Source organism: Edaphovirga cremea (assembly GCF_003332275.1).
GTDB lineage: Bacteria > Pseudomonadota > Gammaproteobacteria > Enterobacterales > Enterobacteriaceae > Edaphovirga > Edaphovirga cremea.
The window spans coordinates 41,656-57,377 of record NZ_QOVA01000020.1 but is presented as its reverse complement, the minus strand read 5'-3'; the positions used below and the strand labels follow the sequence as shown (position 1 = coordinate 57,377).

14 protein-coding genes are annotated in these 15,722 nt (G+C 51.5%); 7 read left to right on the top strand and 7 right to left on the bottom strand.

Annotated features, from left to right (window positions below; all coding sequences use genetic code 11):
• Positions 1 to 129: 129 nt before the first annotated feature.
• The 5 genes from DRI82_RS19210 to DRI82_RS24615 all read left to right on the top strand — a co-directional run bounded on the left by DRI82_RS19210 (position 130) and on the right by DRI82_RS24615 (position 4,492).
• A complete protein-coding gene (locus DRI82_RS19210; RefSeq protein ID WP_114195523.1) occupies positions 130 to 867 on the top strand; it encodes a PIG-L deacetylase family protein in 738 nt (245 codons plus the stop codon).
• The gene (locus tag DRI82_RS19205) at positions 864 to 1,577 is read left to right on the top strand and encodes a 4-carboxy-4-hydroxy-2-oxoadipate aldolase/oxaloacetate decarboxylase (protein WP_114195522.1); all 714 of its coding nucleotides are present in this window, start codon (positions 864 to 866) and stop codon (positions 1,575 to 1,577) included. The genes DRI82_RS19210 and DRI82_RS19205 overlap by 4 nt, the downstream gene beginning before the upstream one ends.
• A gap of 156 nt (positions 1,578 to 1,733) precedes the next feature.
• Positions 1,734 to 3,161 (top strand): anion permease, encoded by a 1,428-nt coding sequence (locus DRI82_RS19200; protein WP_114195521.1) that lies wholly within the window; start codon positions 1,734 to 1,736, stop codon positions 3,159 to 3,161.
• Between the two features lie 115 nt (positions 3,162 to 3,276).
• The gene (locus DRI82_RS19195; protein WP_114195520.1) at positions 3,277 to 4,053 is read left to right on the top strand and encodes a substrate-binding domain-containing protein; all 777 of its coding nucleotides are present in this window, start codon (positions 3,277 to 3,279) and stop codon (positions 4,051 to 4,053) included.
• A 205-nt stretch (positions 4,054 to 4,258) separates the two neighbouring features.
• Positions 4,259 to 4,492: a DUF4282 domain-containing protein gene (locus DRI82_RS24615; RefSeq protein ID WP_114195519.1), complete on the top strand. Its 234-nt coding sequence runs from the start codon at positions 4,259 to 4,261 to the stop codon at positions 4,490 to 4,492.
• A 153-nt stretch (positions 4,493 to 4,645) separates the two neighbouring features.
• Here the strand turns inward: DRI82_RS24615 and murP are convergent, their stop codons facing one another.
• Positions 4,646 to 6,115 carry a PTS N-acetylmuramic acid transporter subunit IIBC gene (gene murP / locus DRI82_RS19185; RefSeq protein ID WP_114195518.1) on the bottom strand — a complete coding sequence of 490 codons (1,470 nt, stop codon included), beginning with the start codon at positions 6,113 to 6,115 and terminating at the stop codon, positions 4,646 to 4,648.
• Positions 6,099 to 7,028, bottom strand: a complete 930-nt coding sequence (gene murQ / locus DRI82_RS19180; protein ID WP_114195541.1) for an N-acetylmuramic acid 6-phosphate etherase — start codon at positions 7,026 to 7,028, stop codon at positions 6,099 to 6,101. The genes murP and murQ overlap by 17 nt, the downstream gene beginning before the upstream one ends.
• Before the next feature lie 378 nt (positions 7,029 to 7,406).
• Between murQ and DRI82_RS19175 the strand changes: the two genes are divergently transcribed.
• Entirely contained in the window at positions 7,407 to 9,002 is a 1,596-nt protein-coding gene (locus DRI82_RS19175; protein ID WP_114195517.1) for an ABC transporter substrate-binding protein, read from the top strand.
• A 53-nt stretch (positions 9,003 to 9,055) separates the two neighbouring features.
• Here DRI82_RS19175 and DRI82_RS19170 read toward each other — a convergent pair whose 3' ends face one another.
• From DRI82_RS19170 to DRI82_RS19145, 5 genes are all read right to left on the bottom strand, one after another.
• A complete protein-coding gene (locus DRI82_RS19170) occupies positions 9,056 to 10,387 on the bottom strand; it encodes an MFS transporter (RefSeq protein WP_114195516.1) in 1,332 nt (443 codons plus the stop codon).
• 34 nt (positions 10,388 to 10,421) lie between these two features.
• Positions 10,422 to 11,594, bottom strand: coding sequence for an amidohydrolase (locus DRI82_RS19165; protein ID WP_114195515.1), 1,173 nt, complete (start codon positions 11,592 to 11,594; stop codon positions 10,422 to 10,424).
• A gap of 413 nt (positions 11,595 to 12,007) precedes the next feature.
• Positions 12,008 to 12,301 (bottom strand): acetolactate synthase small subunit, encoded by a 294-nt coding sequence (gene ilvN, locus DRI82_RS19160; RefSeq protein ID WP_114195514.1) that lies wholly within the window; start codon positions 12,299 to 12,301, stop codon positions 12,008 to 12,010.
• Positions 12,302 to 12,304: 3 nt separating this feature from the next.
• The gene (gene ilvB / locus DRI82_RS19155; RefSeq protein ID WP_114195513.1) at positions 12,305 to 13,969 is read right to left on the bottom strand and encodes an acetolactate synthase large subunit; all 1,665 of its coding nucleotides are present in this window, start codon (positions 13,967 to 13,969) and stop codon (positions 12,305 to 12,307) included.
• 399 nt (positions 13,970 to 14,368) lie between these two features.
• Entirely contained in the window at positions 14,369 to 14,734 is a 366-nt protein-coding gene (locus DRI82_RS19145) for a DUF2502 domain-containing protein (RefSeq protein ID WP_114195511.1), read from the bottom strand.
• Positions 14,735 to 15,095: 361 nt separating this feature from the next.
• Here DRI82_RS19145 and DRI82_RS19140 point away from each other — a divergent pair, with 361 nt between their 5' ends.
• Positions 15,096 to 15,368, top strand: coding sequence for a hypothetical protein (locus tag DRI82_RS19140; protein ID WP_114195510.1), 273 nt, complete (start codon positions 15,096 to 15,098; stop codon positions 15,366 to 15,368).
• The last annotated feature ends 354 nt before the right edge of the window (positions 15,369 to 15,722 follow it).

The window sequence follows — 15,722 nt, the reverse complement described above, 5'->3', positions numbered from 1 at the left end:
GCGTTATTTTATTTTATTTTTTCAGCATAAATAAAATTTGTCGCTCGGGCAATAAAACTCACTATTTGCCCTTAATTAAGCCATGCCAGAATCCCAAGCAGTTAAAACAGTCAAAAAAAGGAAAACGATATGGCAATTATTCCACAAAAAACCGCCCTGGTGGTCAGCGCCCATTCGGCAGATTTTGTCTGGCGTGCCGGTGGGGCTATCGCTTTGCATGTCGAACGAGGTTATCAAGTTCATATTGTCTGCCTCTCTTACGGCGAACGTGGTGAGTCCGCCAAATTATGGCGTAAAGGCAACATGACGGAAGAAATAGTAAAGGCAAGCCGCCACACTGAAGCTGAAGCGGCGGCAAATGTGCTTGGTGCCAGCATTGAATTTTTCGATATGGGTGACTATCCGCTACGCGCGGATAAAGAAAGCCTGTTCCGTCTGGCGGACGTATTCCGTCGAATACAACCCCATTTTGTCCTCACCCATTCGCTGGCAGATCCCTACAACTACGACCATCCTCTGGCGGCCAGCCTGACTCAAGAAGCTCGCATTATCGCTCAGGCGGAAGGGTATCGGCCAGGTGAGCCCATCATCGGTGCCCCACCGGTGTACTGCTTCGAGCCGCATCAGCCGGAACAGTGCGGCTGGAAACCTGACGTATTGCTGGATATCACGTCAGTATGGGATAAAAAATATGCCGCCATTCAATGCATGGCTGGTCAGGAGCATTTGTGGGAATACTACACGCGCGTGGCGTTACAACGCGGGGTGCAAGCTAAGCGTAACATCGGTATTGCCAGTACCCAGAACATCATCCATGGGGAAGGTTATCAAAGCCTCTTTCCTCGCGTAACGGAGGATATGTCATGAACCTGGTTAACATGAAAGGGGTGGTAGTCACACATATTGAACGAGCGGAACACGCTTTATTACAACGCTTCGCTGAATATGGTGTGGCGACAGTGCATGAAGCACAACTGCGCCAGGGATTACTTGATGTGCGTATTAAACCTATCCAGCAAGGGCGCAGTATTGCTGGCAATGCGGTTACGGTATTGGTTACGCCGGGCGATAACTGGATGTTCCATGTGGCCGTAGAGCAGTGTCAACCTGGCGATGTACTGCTGGTGGCACCCACCTCCGGTTGCCATGACGGCTTTTTTGGTGACCTGCTCGCCACCTCATTACAGGCACGCGGTGTGGTGGCATTGGTTGGCGATATCGGCATACGTGATAGCCAGACGCTGCGTGAAATGAATTTCCCTGTCTGGTCGAGTGCGGTTTGGGCACAAGGTACGGTGAAAGCCACGCTTGGCTCGGTTAATGTCCCGGTGATCTGCGCTGGTCAGTTGGTCAACCCCGGCGATATTGTCGTGGCAGACGATGATGGTGTTGTAATTGTGCCAGGGGAACAGGCCACTACGATCGCAGATGCCGCGCAGACACGGGTGGATCTGGAAATAGGCAAGCGCCAGCGTCTGGCTAACGGTGAACTCGGGCTGGATATTTATCAAATGCGTGAGTCATTGGCGCAAAAAGGGCTGCGTTATTTTAATAGCCTTAACGATTTAAAGCCATAAGCATAAATATACTTTTTATCCGTTAGCGGATGGCGTGCCTATTCGAAAGGTAAAGGCTAAGCGGTTTATTAAACCTACCACCAATAATGATATTTACGTCTATCGAATGCCAGTAAGTTTAAGTATTCCAACACCTCGAAAAGGGGAAGCTACAGCATGAAAAATAAGATATGGAAGTTGTGTGTCTTAGTAATGATACCGCTGGTCATCTGGTTTATTCCACCACCTGAAGGGTTGACAGAGTCATCATGGCGTCTGACCGGATTTTATCTGGCTGCTATTTGTGGCCTTATTTTAAAGCCGTATTCTGAAGCGGTAGTTTTATTGGGCGTCGTAGGGTTTGCGGGTTTTTTCCTTAATAACACCGGTCAAATCCTGGTCGGATATGCTACATCAACGGTCTGGTTAGTATTTGCTGCATTTGGCATTAGTATCTCATTTGTTAAAACTGGATTAGGGCGGCGTATTGCATTTCACATGATCCGTTTCTGTGGCGGCACCACGCTTAGGCTCGGGTATGTGACCGCATTTTTAGAGTTTGTTATTTCTCCTGTGACACCTTCGAATACGGCGAGAAGCGGGGGGATTGTATTTCCTATCATCCTGTCGGTAGTAAAAGCTCTGGGGTCAGAACCCGGTGAGTCGGCAAAGAAAGCGGGCTCGTATTTGATGTCCAATATCTACTTTGTCATGAAGGTCAGCAGTTTTATGTTTATAACTGCGATGGCGCCAAACCTATTGGCTGCTGATTTCGCCGCCAAAATTCTGGACATTCATCTTGACTGGGGCGTTTGGGCTCTGGCCATGGTAGTTCCAGGCTTGGTATTACTGCTTATTGTTCCCGCTGTTGGCTATTATCTTGATAAGCCAGAGTTAACCAAAGTAGATAACAAAAAAATTGCGGATGAAGGTTTGGCCGAACTGGGGCCGATAACGCGCAATGAAAAGCTTTTAGTGGGTATCTTTATTTCAGCTCTTCTTGGTTGGGCGCTGCCTTCCATCCTTGGGCAATTGTTTGGCATCACGCTCAAAATCGATGCGACTGCGGTTGCAATCATGGCGATGGCACTGTGTATTTTGCTAGGTGTTATCAAGTGGGATGATGTTCTTCAAAACAAGGGGGCTTGGAATACGTTGCTTTGGTTTGGCGGTATCATTGGGCTGGCAAGTGCGCTGAGTAAAGAAAAAGTGTTTGATTGGCTGGCGGATTTGATACAGAACAGTGTCGACTTTGGCCACAATCCCTACATTGCTTTAACAATCATTGGCTTACTCAGTATTATTATTCGTTATTTCTTTGCCTCTGCCAGTTCATATGCCATTGCCATGCTTCCCGTGTTCCTTACCGTAGGGAAAGTTGCGGGTGCCGATCCTATGGCTCTGGCACTCGTCCTGGCGGCAACGAACTCTTACGGTGGTGCGTTGACACATTATGGCGGTGGTTCAGCCCCGATCATCTTTGGTGCTGGCTATAACAACGTAAAACAGTGGTGGGTATCTGGGGCGGTCATCGCGATGGTATGTTTTATTGTGACAATGACTGTCGGTTATGTTTGGTGGGAATTACTGGGTTTTGTTAAGTAATCGTGTTTGCCAACCTATTTATTCTGCCAATTTAAACGTCATTCGCCACTGGAGACAAGGTCATCCTGTTTTTGGTGGCAGGCCCTTTGGGCAATTTAGTCGTGGAGACTTCGTCATGAAATATTCTAACGTGATTGTATCGGGCCTCTGTATGAGTATGGTCAGCCAGGTAATTGCGGCACCAACAGATGTTCCGTCCGACGAGCCTGTAACCCTACGGATCATTTCTTCGATGGCCACTCGACAACTCTTGGCCGAACTTATTGAGCAATTTGAGCAACAATCAAAATACAAGATCAAGCTCGAGTCGGTGGGGGGAGTGGATGCCGCCAAACGTGTAGAGGCTGGTGAAGCTTTTGACGTGGTGATCCTGTCTGCCACTGCGATCGATAAGCTGATTGACTCAGGCAAAATTTTACCCGATAGCCGCATTGATCTGGTTAAGTCAGGCGTGGCTATTGCGGTGAAAGAAGGGGCGCAGATTATTGATGTTAGCAGTGAGGCTGCGGTAAAACAGGCCGTTTTGGCGGCCAAAACGATCGGTTATTCGACGGGCCCGAGTGGCGTATACCTGGCTGGGCTTTTCGAGCGCTGGGGAATTGCGGATCAAATCAAAGGTCGGATTGTAAAGATTCCACCTGGAGTCCCTGTCGGTTCTCTGGTTGCCAAGGGGGAAGTGGAACTTGGATTCCAGCAACTCAGTGAACTGCTTCCTCTAAAAGGGATTACCATACTTGGGCCTTTGCCCGCTGATATCCAGATAATGACGCGTTTTTCAGCAGGAGTCCCCCTTAACACCAATCAGCAAGCCGCCGTGGAGGTATTACTGAACTTCCTTGCATCGCCTGCGGCTACAGAGGCAAAAATCAACAACGGCATGGAGCCTATCTGAACGTAAATTGAGGGCACTGTTGCAAATAGCCAGTGATAGTAAGCCAGGGTTCTGCTTTTGCTGCAGAAGTAGTATATGAACCCTTTCCATTGCCGACATGTCGTTGCTCCACATCCTGCCAGCATCACGGGTGTGAATGAGTCTTGTTGTTAAAGATGAATAATTTTAAAATGGCTCCTCTTACTTTTTGGATAGGAAATCCAGCATGTTCAATTTCGACCGCCTTATAACACCCAAAATAATAAATGTCTTATATATTATTAACTTATTGCTTTTTCTCGGTGCGGCAATCTATTGTTTATTTCAAGGCAAAGTAGGGGAGGCATTCGCCCTGATTTTCTTCGCTGTAGTGTCGAGAGTTTTCTTTGAGTGCATTATGATTGCTTTCAAGAATAACGAATACCTTAGGCGAATCGCAGAAAACTTGGAAAGTAGATAACTTGGAAAGTAGATAGGAGAAACCACCTCTGGTTTCAGGCTACTGATAAACCCCACTTTTTCGTGGGGTTCATTTCTTTTAGCGACCGTAGATCACGATCGCGGTATTTTTCACAACCCCATCCTTTGCCTTTCCTGATGGCCTATATAGACATCAACTCAAATCGACGTCTTTGCTGCCGAAGAGCCAGGTTATAATGAAACCAGCAGTATAGGACACCAATAACCCGCCAACATAGACCGCGATCCCGGCGTAGATGCCCTGTGCCGAGGTCATCAGCGGAATAGATACGATGCCAGAGGGGCCAAAGACCGTATTCAGACCAACGGGTAATCCGAGATAAGCAATCAGCCCGATGAAGAACCCGCCAACGGCACCGCCGAAACAGGCGGTGATGAAGGGTTTTACTCTCGGTAGGGTGACGCCGTAAATCAGCGGTTCACCAATCCCAAGGATGCCCGGAATAATGGCTCCCTTAATCTGGATGCGTAACACGGAATCGGCTTTCGCCCTGGCGTAAAGTGCCATGGCGGCTCCCACCTGGCCTCCGCCAGCCATGGCGAGAATCGGGAACAGGGAGTTAAATCCCTGCGCATCCATCAAGGCGAAATAGACCGGTACAAATCCCTGATGAATACCAAACATGACCGCCAACAGGAACAAACCAGCCAGAATGGCGCTGCCGAACGGATTGCCATTCAGGTGTAAAAACAGCCACGACATGCCTTTAAACAGCTCCCCCCCGATCGGCATAATCACCACAAACGTCACCGCTCCCATAATCAGCAGGGTAATGACCGAGGTCAGTATCATATCCAGATTGTCGGGAATGAATTTGCGTACCGTCCGTTCGACCCAGGCTCCCAAAATGGTAGAGATCAGCACGCCAATAATGCTGCCCCGGGGATCGATGGGTAGACCAAAGAAATTATCAATACCCGAGTAATACCCTACCTTGGCGTCAGGTACGTAGCCGAGCACAAACAGCGAGGCAATAATGGCCCCGTTCACCCCGGTGCCGCCAAACGCTTTTTGCGCATTATGACCAATGAGAATACTCAGGAAGGCAAACAGACCTTTGCTGAATACTTTCATGTAGCCAATGAGGCTGACTAGCCAGGCACTGGGGGATTCGGCACCGAGAACCAGACTCTGCTCGAGCAGGGTCGCGATCCCCAACAGTAATCCTGCGGCGATAAATCCGGGGATAAGTGGGGTGAAGATGGTGGCAAATTTGGTAAAAAAGTGATGAACGGCGCTGTTCTGCTTCGATTTAAGCTGTTTCTTATTCTCTGACGAAATCGTGCCAAGATCCCTGGCCGTACCCGCGCCCGCATCCGCACCAACACTCGCACTGCCTGGTTCGGCGCGGTTCAGCATAGCATTCATCATCTCTGCTGCGGTCTGTGCCTTGCCGGGACCGAGAACGATTTGCAACTGATCGTCCCCCTCAATCACCCCCATCACGCCCGCGATCCTTTTCAGCGCATCGAGTTCGACCTGCTCGCGGTCTCTCAGGGTTAGCCGCAGCCGCGTCATGCAGTTGCCGCAAACAGCGATATTAGCGCTACCGCCGACATACCCCAGAATCTGTTCGATCATTGCTTCAGTGATTTTCGCCATCGGATTGCCGTCCTGTTTCTGCCAAGGCTGCGCGGATAAAACCATTATGGTGTTTGAGAAGCGTGCTGGCCTCATCAGCTGAAAGATTGGCCAGGATCATGACGATCGCCGTTTTACAGTGTTTCCCGCAGGCATTCAGGGCTTCGACGGCGCGCGGGTGGCTGCACCCTGTCGCTTGCATGACAATATTAATTTGCCGTTGGACCAGTTTGGCATTGGTGGCTTCAACGTCCACCATCAGGTTGCCGTAAACTTTGCCGATGCGAATCATCGAACCGGTGGTCAGCATATTGAGTACCAGTTTTTGTGCCGTTGCGGCTTTCAGACGCGATGAACCGGTCACCACTTCACCGCCAACCACGGGTGCGATGGCAATATCGGCGATTTGGCTCATTGCACTGTTCTGGTTACAGGTGAGGGACACCACCGTGGCACCTTGAGAGCGGGCATAATTCATCGCCCCGATGACGTAAGGCGTCCGTCCGCTGGCAGCGATGCCAACCAGCACATCGTTGGCATTGAAAGCAAGATCACGCAGATCCTGTTCCCCTTGCGCCACGTTGTCTTCGGCATTTTCCACGGCCTGCAAAATGGCCGTGTGCCCGCCCGCAATCAGGCCGATCACCTGCCCGCGCGGTGTGCCAAACGTAGGCGGGCACTCGCTGGCATCCAGAATACCCAGCCGTCCAGAGGTGCCAGCCCCGCAATAGATTAACCGGCCACCACGGGTAAAGGCCGCACTGATGCTGTCTACTGCCTGCGCCACCTGTGGCAGAACACGCTCAACGGCGAGGGCTACCTTTTGATCTTCATTATTAATAACTTTAAGCATATCAAGTGTGGGCAAGGTATCTATATTTTCGCTGGCCGCGTTGCGACTCTCGGTGACGAGAGTAGATAAATCGATTTTCATGACTGCCTCTGATCGTATTTGCTGGTCAGGAATAATTAATTCCACGAATAAATAAATCAAGTAATATTTTATTACTGACAACACGTCAATTTCACGCTGGATACCCTCGCGGACGAAACGCGCGGGTTGGGCAACTGAGCGAACGCCGCAAGATCGCAATGTCGGTTCCCATTTTTTCCATCAGAATCTCGTCCATAGGCCGCGCTAAAGAATGCCATCCGAACCATTGTCAGGTGAATTGACTGGCTGGTGGAGAGGAGGGAGTGAATCCTTCTTTATTTGTGTTTTCAGGTGCTTGCAATACAAATTTAATGTTATTTATGACAGCGCAAGTATCATTGTTCAATCCCTCAGGATAAGCAAAACAAAGGAAACGCTATGGGAAGTAAATTCACACCACTGGCTCTGGCACTCGCCGCGCTGACTCTCAGTTCCACCGTTGCGGCGAAAACGCTGGTCTACTGCTCAGAGGGATCGCCGGAGAACTTTAACCCGCAACTTTATACTTCCGGTACCAGCGTGGATGCCAGCGCAGTCCCGGTCTATAACAGGCTGGTTGATTTCACGGTAGGGACCACCGAGCTGATACCGAGTCTGGCGGAAAGCTGGGACATTAGCGAAGACGGCAAGACCTACACCTTCCATCTGCGCAAGGGCGTGAAATTCCAGAGCAATAAATATTTTACCCCCACGCGGGACTTTAACGCTGACGATGTGATTTTCTCGTTTATGCGCCAAAAGGATGCGAATCATCCCTATCACAATGTGTCGAAAGGCACCTATTCCAACTTTGAAAGTCTGGAGTTCGGTAGCCTGATCACCGCCATCGATAAGGTGGATGATTACACGGTGCGCTTTACGCTCTCCCAGCCGGAAACACCGTTCGTCGCCGATCTGGCGTGGTATTTTGCCTCTATTCTTTCAGATGAATACGCCACTGCCATGTTGAAAGCAGGCACGCCGGAACGCGTGGATATGGACCCGATTGGAACCGGACCGTTTAAACTTACCCAGTATCAGAAAGATTCGCGCATTTTATATACCGCCTTTCCGGAGTACTGGCGCGGCAAGTCGAAGATTGACCGCCTGATATTCAGCATCACGCCAGACGCTTCTGTACGTTACGCCAAGCTGGAGAAAAACGAATGCCAGGTTATGCCATTCCCCAATCCGGCCGATTTACCGCGCATGAAAGCCAATCCTGATATCAACCTGATGAGCAAAGCGGGACTGAATATCGGCTTCCTCGCCCTGAATACGCAGAAAGCGCCGCTGGATAATGTCAAGGTTCGTCAGGCGCTGGCGATGGCGATCAACAAACCGGCCATCATTGAAGCCGTATTCAATGGCGCCGGAATAGAGGCAAAAAACCTGCTGCCACCGGGCGTATGGAGTGCGGATAGCGATCTGAAAGACTATGACTTCGATCTGGAAAAAGCGCGGGCGCTGCTCAAAGAGGCAGGGTTTGCTGATGGGATCAGCATCGACTTGTGGGCAATGCCGGTACAGCGTCCGTATAACCCGAATGCCAAGCGCATGGCGGAAATGATCCAGGCGGATTGGGCGAAAATTGGTGTGCAAGCCAAAATCGTTACCTTCGAGTGGGGCGAATACCTGACGCGGGTGAAAAACGGCGAACATCAGGCCGCGCTGATGGGCTGGACTACCGCAACTGGCGATCCGGATAACTTCTTCGGGCCACTGTTTACCTGTACCTCTGCCAACGGCGGCTCGAACTCGGCGAAATGGTGCTACAAGCCGTTCGACAAGCTGATTGCCGACGCGAAAAGTACCACCGACCGTGAAGAACGTGTGGCGTTGTACAAAGAGGCGCAACAGATGATGCACGATCAGATGCCTGCGGTGATGATTGCCCATTCGACAATTTTTGAGCCGGTACGCAAAGAAGTGAAAGGTTATGAAATCGACCCCTTTGGTAAACACATCTTTTACCAGGTCGATATCGATAATTAAATTTGCATGTTTTAACCGGGGGACATCTGCCCCCGGTTAACCCCACCCCTGTATTACAACGTCGTTTTTAATGCCAGTTTATCGGCGGGACGCCAAAACGTGCTGGCGACCAAACTGATGACAATACTGGTGCCGATATACAGCAGGACGTTGTAGGGCGTATTGCCGAACATCCGTTCAAACAGCTTCAGATAGGTCGGCGTCAACGCGCCAAACAGCACTACCGTCAAGTTGTAGGGGATGGCGATCGCCGTTGCCCGCACGTGGATCGGGAATGACTCCGCGAGCAAAATCGGCACCGCTCCCCAGTGCAGTCCCATGCAGAAGCCGAGAACCGCAAAGCCGAACAGCGCGAAGCCGTAGCTGGCGTTGCCACCGGAGAAATAGAAGAACAGGCCAAAGAACGCCAGCGCGTACAGCACAATACCGAGCTGTAGCATATTCTTGCGGCCAATCCGATCCGACAGCCCCCCGCCAATCAGCACGCTGACAGCGGCGCAGGCCGGAGCCGTCAGCGCCAGCCAGGTGCGCTGGGTATCAGCCAGCCCCAGCAGCGTTTGTACATAACCCGGCAGATAAATATTCACGCCGAAGAACGAAACCGTGCCCACGGTAATGACCCCCACACAGCAAACGATCTGCCGCACCAGCGTCCACTGTTTCAGCGTCTGCGACATGGAGAGCGGTTGCGGGGCCGATGAGGTTTTCCGCCTGGCCGCCTGCGCAACATACTGGGTAAAATCCGGTGATTCATTGACGTGTTTGTGAATGTAGTAGCCCAGCGGCAGCGTCAGGAAACCCAGCAGGAAAGGCAGGCGCCACCAGACGTCGATGACCGCGTCCCTGCCGACCAGATACAGCAGGCTCAGTGCCACCAGATTGGCGAGAATCGGCGACAGCGCCTGCGCCATCATCTGCATACTGGCGTAAAAACCGCGTCGATCCGGTGGGGCGAACTCCATCAAAAACGCGGTGGTACTGGAGAACAGTCCTCCCACGGCGACGGCCTGCAACAGGCGGATGGCGATCAGCAGAATGGGTGCCGCCATGCCGATTTGCGCATAGGTGGGCAGCAGGCCAATACAACCGGTGGTCAGCGCCATCACAATCATCAGCAAGACAATCAGCGGCTTGCGACCGATTCTGTCCGCATAGACCGAGAGCAGAATGCCCCCGAGGGGGCGCACCAGATAGCTGATGCCAAACACGAAGTAGGCGTAAATCTGCGACGTTAAGGCATCTTCCGCCGGAAAGAAGTGTCCGGCGAAATAAATGGTAAAAAAGGCATAAACAGTGGTGTCATAAAACTCAAGTGCATTTCCTGATACCGACGAGATTACTGCGCGCCGGCGTGCCCCTTTCTGGGCATTGAGTGATTCACTCATGCTGTCATCCTTGTCTGCGGTTCGCTGTTACAGGTTATGCGGGTCGATACTCCAGACGGTTCTGCGCAATGGAGATCCAGTAGGCGACCCCAAGCGGAATAATACTATCGTCGAAATCGTATTGGGGATGGTGGCACATCGGCGTATCGCCCTGACCGAGGAACGCGAAAACGCCCTTGACGTGGGCCAGATAGAAAGCAAAATCCTCGGAAGGGCCTTTCGGGGCATTGACCAGATGATTGGCATGGCCGGGGAGCAGCGCATTTAATCCGGCCACGGTTTCGGCGGCCAGCGCCTTGTCATTGACCAGTGGCGGGCAGCCGTTGCAGAAGGTCAGGTCGACCTTGCCACCAAAACCGAGCGCGACAGCCTGCGCGAGGGTCTGCATCCGCTCTTTAACCTTTTCCCTGATGCCAGCGTCATAGGTGCGTACCGTACCGGAGAGGGTCAGCGAATCAGGGATAATATTCGGGGCCGTGCCGCCTTGCACCGTGCCGAAACTCAGCGTCGCCGCCTGATGCGGACTGACGTTGCGGCTGACGATGGTCTGGAAATCGGCAATCAGACGTGCGGCCATGACGATCGGATCGATGGTCAGTTCAGGTACCGCACCGTGTCCGCCTTTGCCCTGAACCACGATATTGAACGTATCGCTGGCGGAAAGGGTGGCACCCTGATTGACGTAAAACTCGCCCTTCGGCACGCCGGGGAAGTTGTGCAGGCCGTAAATTTCCTCAAAAGGGAATTTCTCCAGCAGCCCGTCATTGAGCATTGCCCTGGCCCCGGTCAGGTCTTCTTCCGCTGGCTGAAAGATCAAAATCAGCGTACCGGCAAAGTCACGGTGTCTGGCGAGATATTTCGCTGCGCCGAGCAGCATGGTGGTATGCCCGTCGTGACCGCAGCCGTGAAAGCGATCGGCGACGGTCGAAATATGCTCACAGGCGGCAGGATCGTTCTCTTCACGCATGCGCAGCGCGTCCATATCGGCACGGAAGGCGATGCTTCTGCCGGGGCGCTGGCCGCGGATAACGCCAACAACACCGGTCTGCCCGATGTTCTCATGCACTTCATCCAGATTGCAGGCGCGCAGATAACTGGCAACGATATTGGCGGTGCGGCGCTCTTCGAAGGCCGCTTCCGGATGGGCATGAATTTCTCTGCGGATGGCTGTCAATTCAGGTAAATCAGTGGACAGGATATCGTACATGGCTGCTTGGTTCCTCTGCGATACACATCGGATTATGTGCAGTATTCCGTAGGGTCAAACAGCACTATACCCTTCGGCGAGTGCCATTCAATACATCAGCCAATAGAACTTAATAGTCGCTTCCAGCAGGATGATGGATGATGAGCTGTTTTTGCGACAATATTATCCGCCTTTACTGCGCAAGCCATCATTTCCGACATATGCCCGGCGCTGGGGCGGAGGATTATCCTGTGGAAAATTAACGCATATTTTTCGAGTGATCGGTGACAGGCATTGATCCGTAACGAAGATTTGATCAGGTATGCCTGCACCGGCGCAGGTATCCAGATGGCCTACGGCAACGTTAACATTACTTATTATTACTCCTGACTTACCCTGAGGCGCAATGCGCCTCAGGGTAATGGGCAGAAAAATCAGTGGAAAAAGCCCTGTAGCTGTTCGAAAACGCCAATATCGGCACCATGACGCCGCACTTGCAGCACGTCCTGAAGCTTCTCCAACTGGCTAATCATCTGCACCAGACGATCGTCGTTTTGCACCAGCAACCAAATGCGGCTCTCCTTGCCACCGGTAAGCGGCATACACAGAATCCCTTCAACGTTGAAAGCGCGGCGGGCAAACAATCCGCAAACGTGTGACATAAGGCCAGGGTGGTTACGTACCGATAATTCGAGAACGACCTGGTTTGTTTCGTTAATTTCTTGCATCTCTTATTCTCCGATCATTTCGATGTTGGCACAGCCCGGCGGTACAATGGGGTACACTTTTTCGTTCACGTCAATGTGCAGATGGATCAGGCAAGGGCCGGGACGCAGCAACGCGGCGCGTAACGCAGCCATCGGATCGGCGGCATTGTTCAGATCGCAGGTATCCAAACCAAAACCGGCAGCGATTTTCAGGAAATCCGTTTGGCGCTGATAGGTCGCAGCAAAAATACGTTCTTTATAGAACAAGGTTTGCTGCTGGTGGACCAGCCCCAATGCGCAGTTGTTCAGGACAACAATTTTGACATCGACCCCTTCCTCAACGGCGGTGGCCATTTCCTGAATGTTCATCATCAGGCTGCCATCACCCGAAAAACAGACGACTTTCCGCTGCGGTTCCGCCAACGCGGCACCCAATGCGGCAGGAAGACCAAAACCCATGGTGCCCAGGCCGCCTGAGGTTAACCATTGTCGCGGACGGCGGAACGGATAAGCCTGCGCCACCCACATCTGATGCTGGCCCACATCGGTGGTGACAATCGCTTCTTCACCCAGAATTTCGCCACAGGCGCGGACGATACCGTAGTGGCATAAAGGATTGTTGGCATCCGGCATAATGACCGGGAATTCGCGCCGCAAATCACGAACCTGTTGCAACCAGTCGGCACGCGGTTGGGATTCAATCAATGGCAGCAGTTGCTGCAAGACCAGACCAACGTCGCCGTGAATCGAAATATCGGGTCGCTTGATTTTACCGAGTTCAGAAGGGTCGATATCTACGTGGATGATTTTTGCATTCGGACAGAATTGTTCTGTTTTGCCAATCGCACGGTCATCAAACCGGGCTCCCAGCACCACCAGCAAATCTGACTGCTGCAAAATAAAGTTGGTGCTGCGTGTCGCATGCATCCCCAGCATCCCCAAACACAAAGGATGCTCGCTGCGCATACATCCCAACGCCATCAGGGTCATGGTCGTCGGCAGATTGGCGGTCTCAGCCAATTGCAGCGCCTGCAAATGGGCGTCCGCCATGACGATGCCGCCTCCCATATAGAGGATGGGGCGCTTGGCCTGATTGATCAGTGCTGCTGCCTGGGCAACCAACGCGCTGTTGACCGCAGGGGGTTGGTCAGCACAGGCTACAGCAGGCAACTCGTCCAGCTCGATTTCTGCGAGTTGTACATCCTTGGGAATATCGATCCACACCGGGCCAGGGCGGCCAGATTCGGCGATTCGGAACGCTTCCGGAATGATGTAGGGTAATTCGCTGACGTGCCGCACCAGATGGTTGTACTTGGTGACAGGAATAGAGATGCCGTAGGTATCCACTTCCTGGAAAGAGTCGGTGCCGATCATGGAAGAAGGGACTTGCCCGGTCAGACAGACAAGGGGAATTGAATCCAGCTTGGCGTCTGCGATAGGGGTAACCAGATTTGTGGCGCCCGGTCCGCTCGATGAGATACATACTGCAGCGCGACCAGTCACGCGTGCCATTCCCTGTGCTATAAATCCGGCGCCTTGCTCATGACGCGCCAGAACGTGATGAATCTTTTTGCTGGCTCCCAAAGCATCATAAAGAGGCAGTGCCGCGCCGCCTGGAATACCGGCGACGGTGGTAATACCTTGCTGCTCCAGCAGATGAACTATTAACTGAGCTCCCGTGTATCGCATACGAACTTCCTTTCGTGAAGCCGGCGCGCATCAGGCGGGGGGTCTATAAATACAGAAACCCCGCCGGTTTGCGCCGGCGGGGTTTGAGAATTTGGATTGACTCAGTCCCGTTACGGCGCGGTGCCGACCACCACCACCACACGTACGACGACGACTGCAGCAGTAGTGTGCTGGCAGCTTAGTAGAGTCGAAGTTAACGGGTTATGATGAGTCACGGGAAACCTATAAGTCAGATGATTTAATGTGGTACCAATAAAGCACAGCACGAACCGCCGCACAATAGCTTTGCTATCATCTGCTTAAAAACGCAGGGCGGATCACAATTTGACCCGGTGCCGTTTCTGCATCGGGCCATTTTTCTTAATCAAGCCGTCATTTCTGCACCAATAAAAACCCGGCTCACCAACCTGGACCACGTCCAGGGCCACGGTCATGACCGCGTCCACGTCCACGATCTCGACCGTCATGGTGGCGCCAGTGTGGGTGCCCTTCGCGATAATAGCGGGGCGGCTCACGCCAATGACGGGGTGGCGGACCATCATAATAACGGGGTTCGTCGATCCAGACCCAACGTCCGCGTTCTTTTCTATGATGCGACCACCAGCCAGGATCGCGCCAGTAATCGCCATCCCAGTAATAACCCCGGCGATCTTGATCGCCAATATGCAATGAAATTCCCGGAACATTAATGCCGAGTTCAACCTCAGCGTGGCTGAATAGCGGGAATGACAGCGCAACGACTAACACCATGAGGATTTTTTTCATAATGATGACTCCCTACCTGACAGTCAGGTAATGCTACGTTATTCCCGAAAAATGCCGTCGACTATAGGAATTATACGCATTTACACAGCTAAACGATTTCTTAACGTTTGCAACGTTTATTACACACATTGTGCTGGTTAAAAAGAGGGCAGAAAGTTCAACGCCGGAAATGTGTTTTTAATTGCGAGGATTGGTCTCGTATTATTTTATGCCCGAGAGATGTGCAAAAGACGACCGACAACCCGCAGATGTTGCCCATATATTTATAGAGACCTTGCATTTTTACGCATAGGGCATTTAAAAAACACAGCACATTGCCTGCTAATTTATGTGGGGAATTAGTTTCCACCAGGGGAAAAAAATGAACAAATGCAAATTTACACTCTTGGCAACGCTCATTATCTGTTCGTTAAGTGGCTGTGCCAGCGACGAACTCAGGGCGCAACAGCGGGCGGAGGATCAGGCAATGGCGAGAAAGCATGCCGCTGAGAGGCAGGTTGAGCGAGCGACGTCATGGTTGAATGAAGCCTCGGCCATCGAACTTTCTGCCCAGGCCAATTTGACTGACAAGCAAAATAAACAGCAGTCCGCCGATGAAGAATTGAAGAATTTACTTTTCCCCGCGGGACCGTGAGGTTAAATAAGAATAGATTGTTGCAGAAAATTTGAAAAATTTGAAAATTTTGTAGAAATCATCACCATTAATTGCACCACAATGCAGCAACCATACATCTTTAAACGCTTTTATTTTAGTTATATCCGAAAATTAAAGTATTTGAACAAGAACTATACATTTTAGTGTGATCAAGATCGAGATTAATAGCAGAGTGCAAAAATTTAAGCATTATATTGATCGACATCACGTAATTTAAAATCCCAATAATTTAGGATTAATCCACTGGACGAAACCTGGTTTCTTTCATACGAATAACTCGTCAGAGAGCTGACTTGCAATATGACAACTGGAGATAAGCGCCGGGAGCTGTTC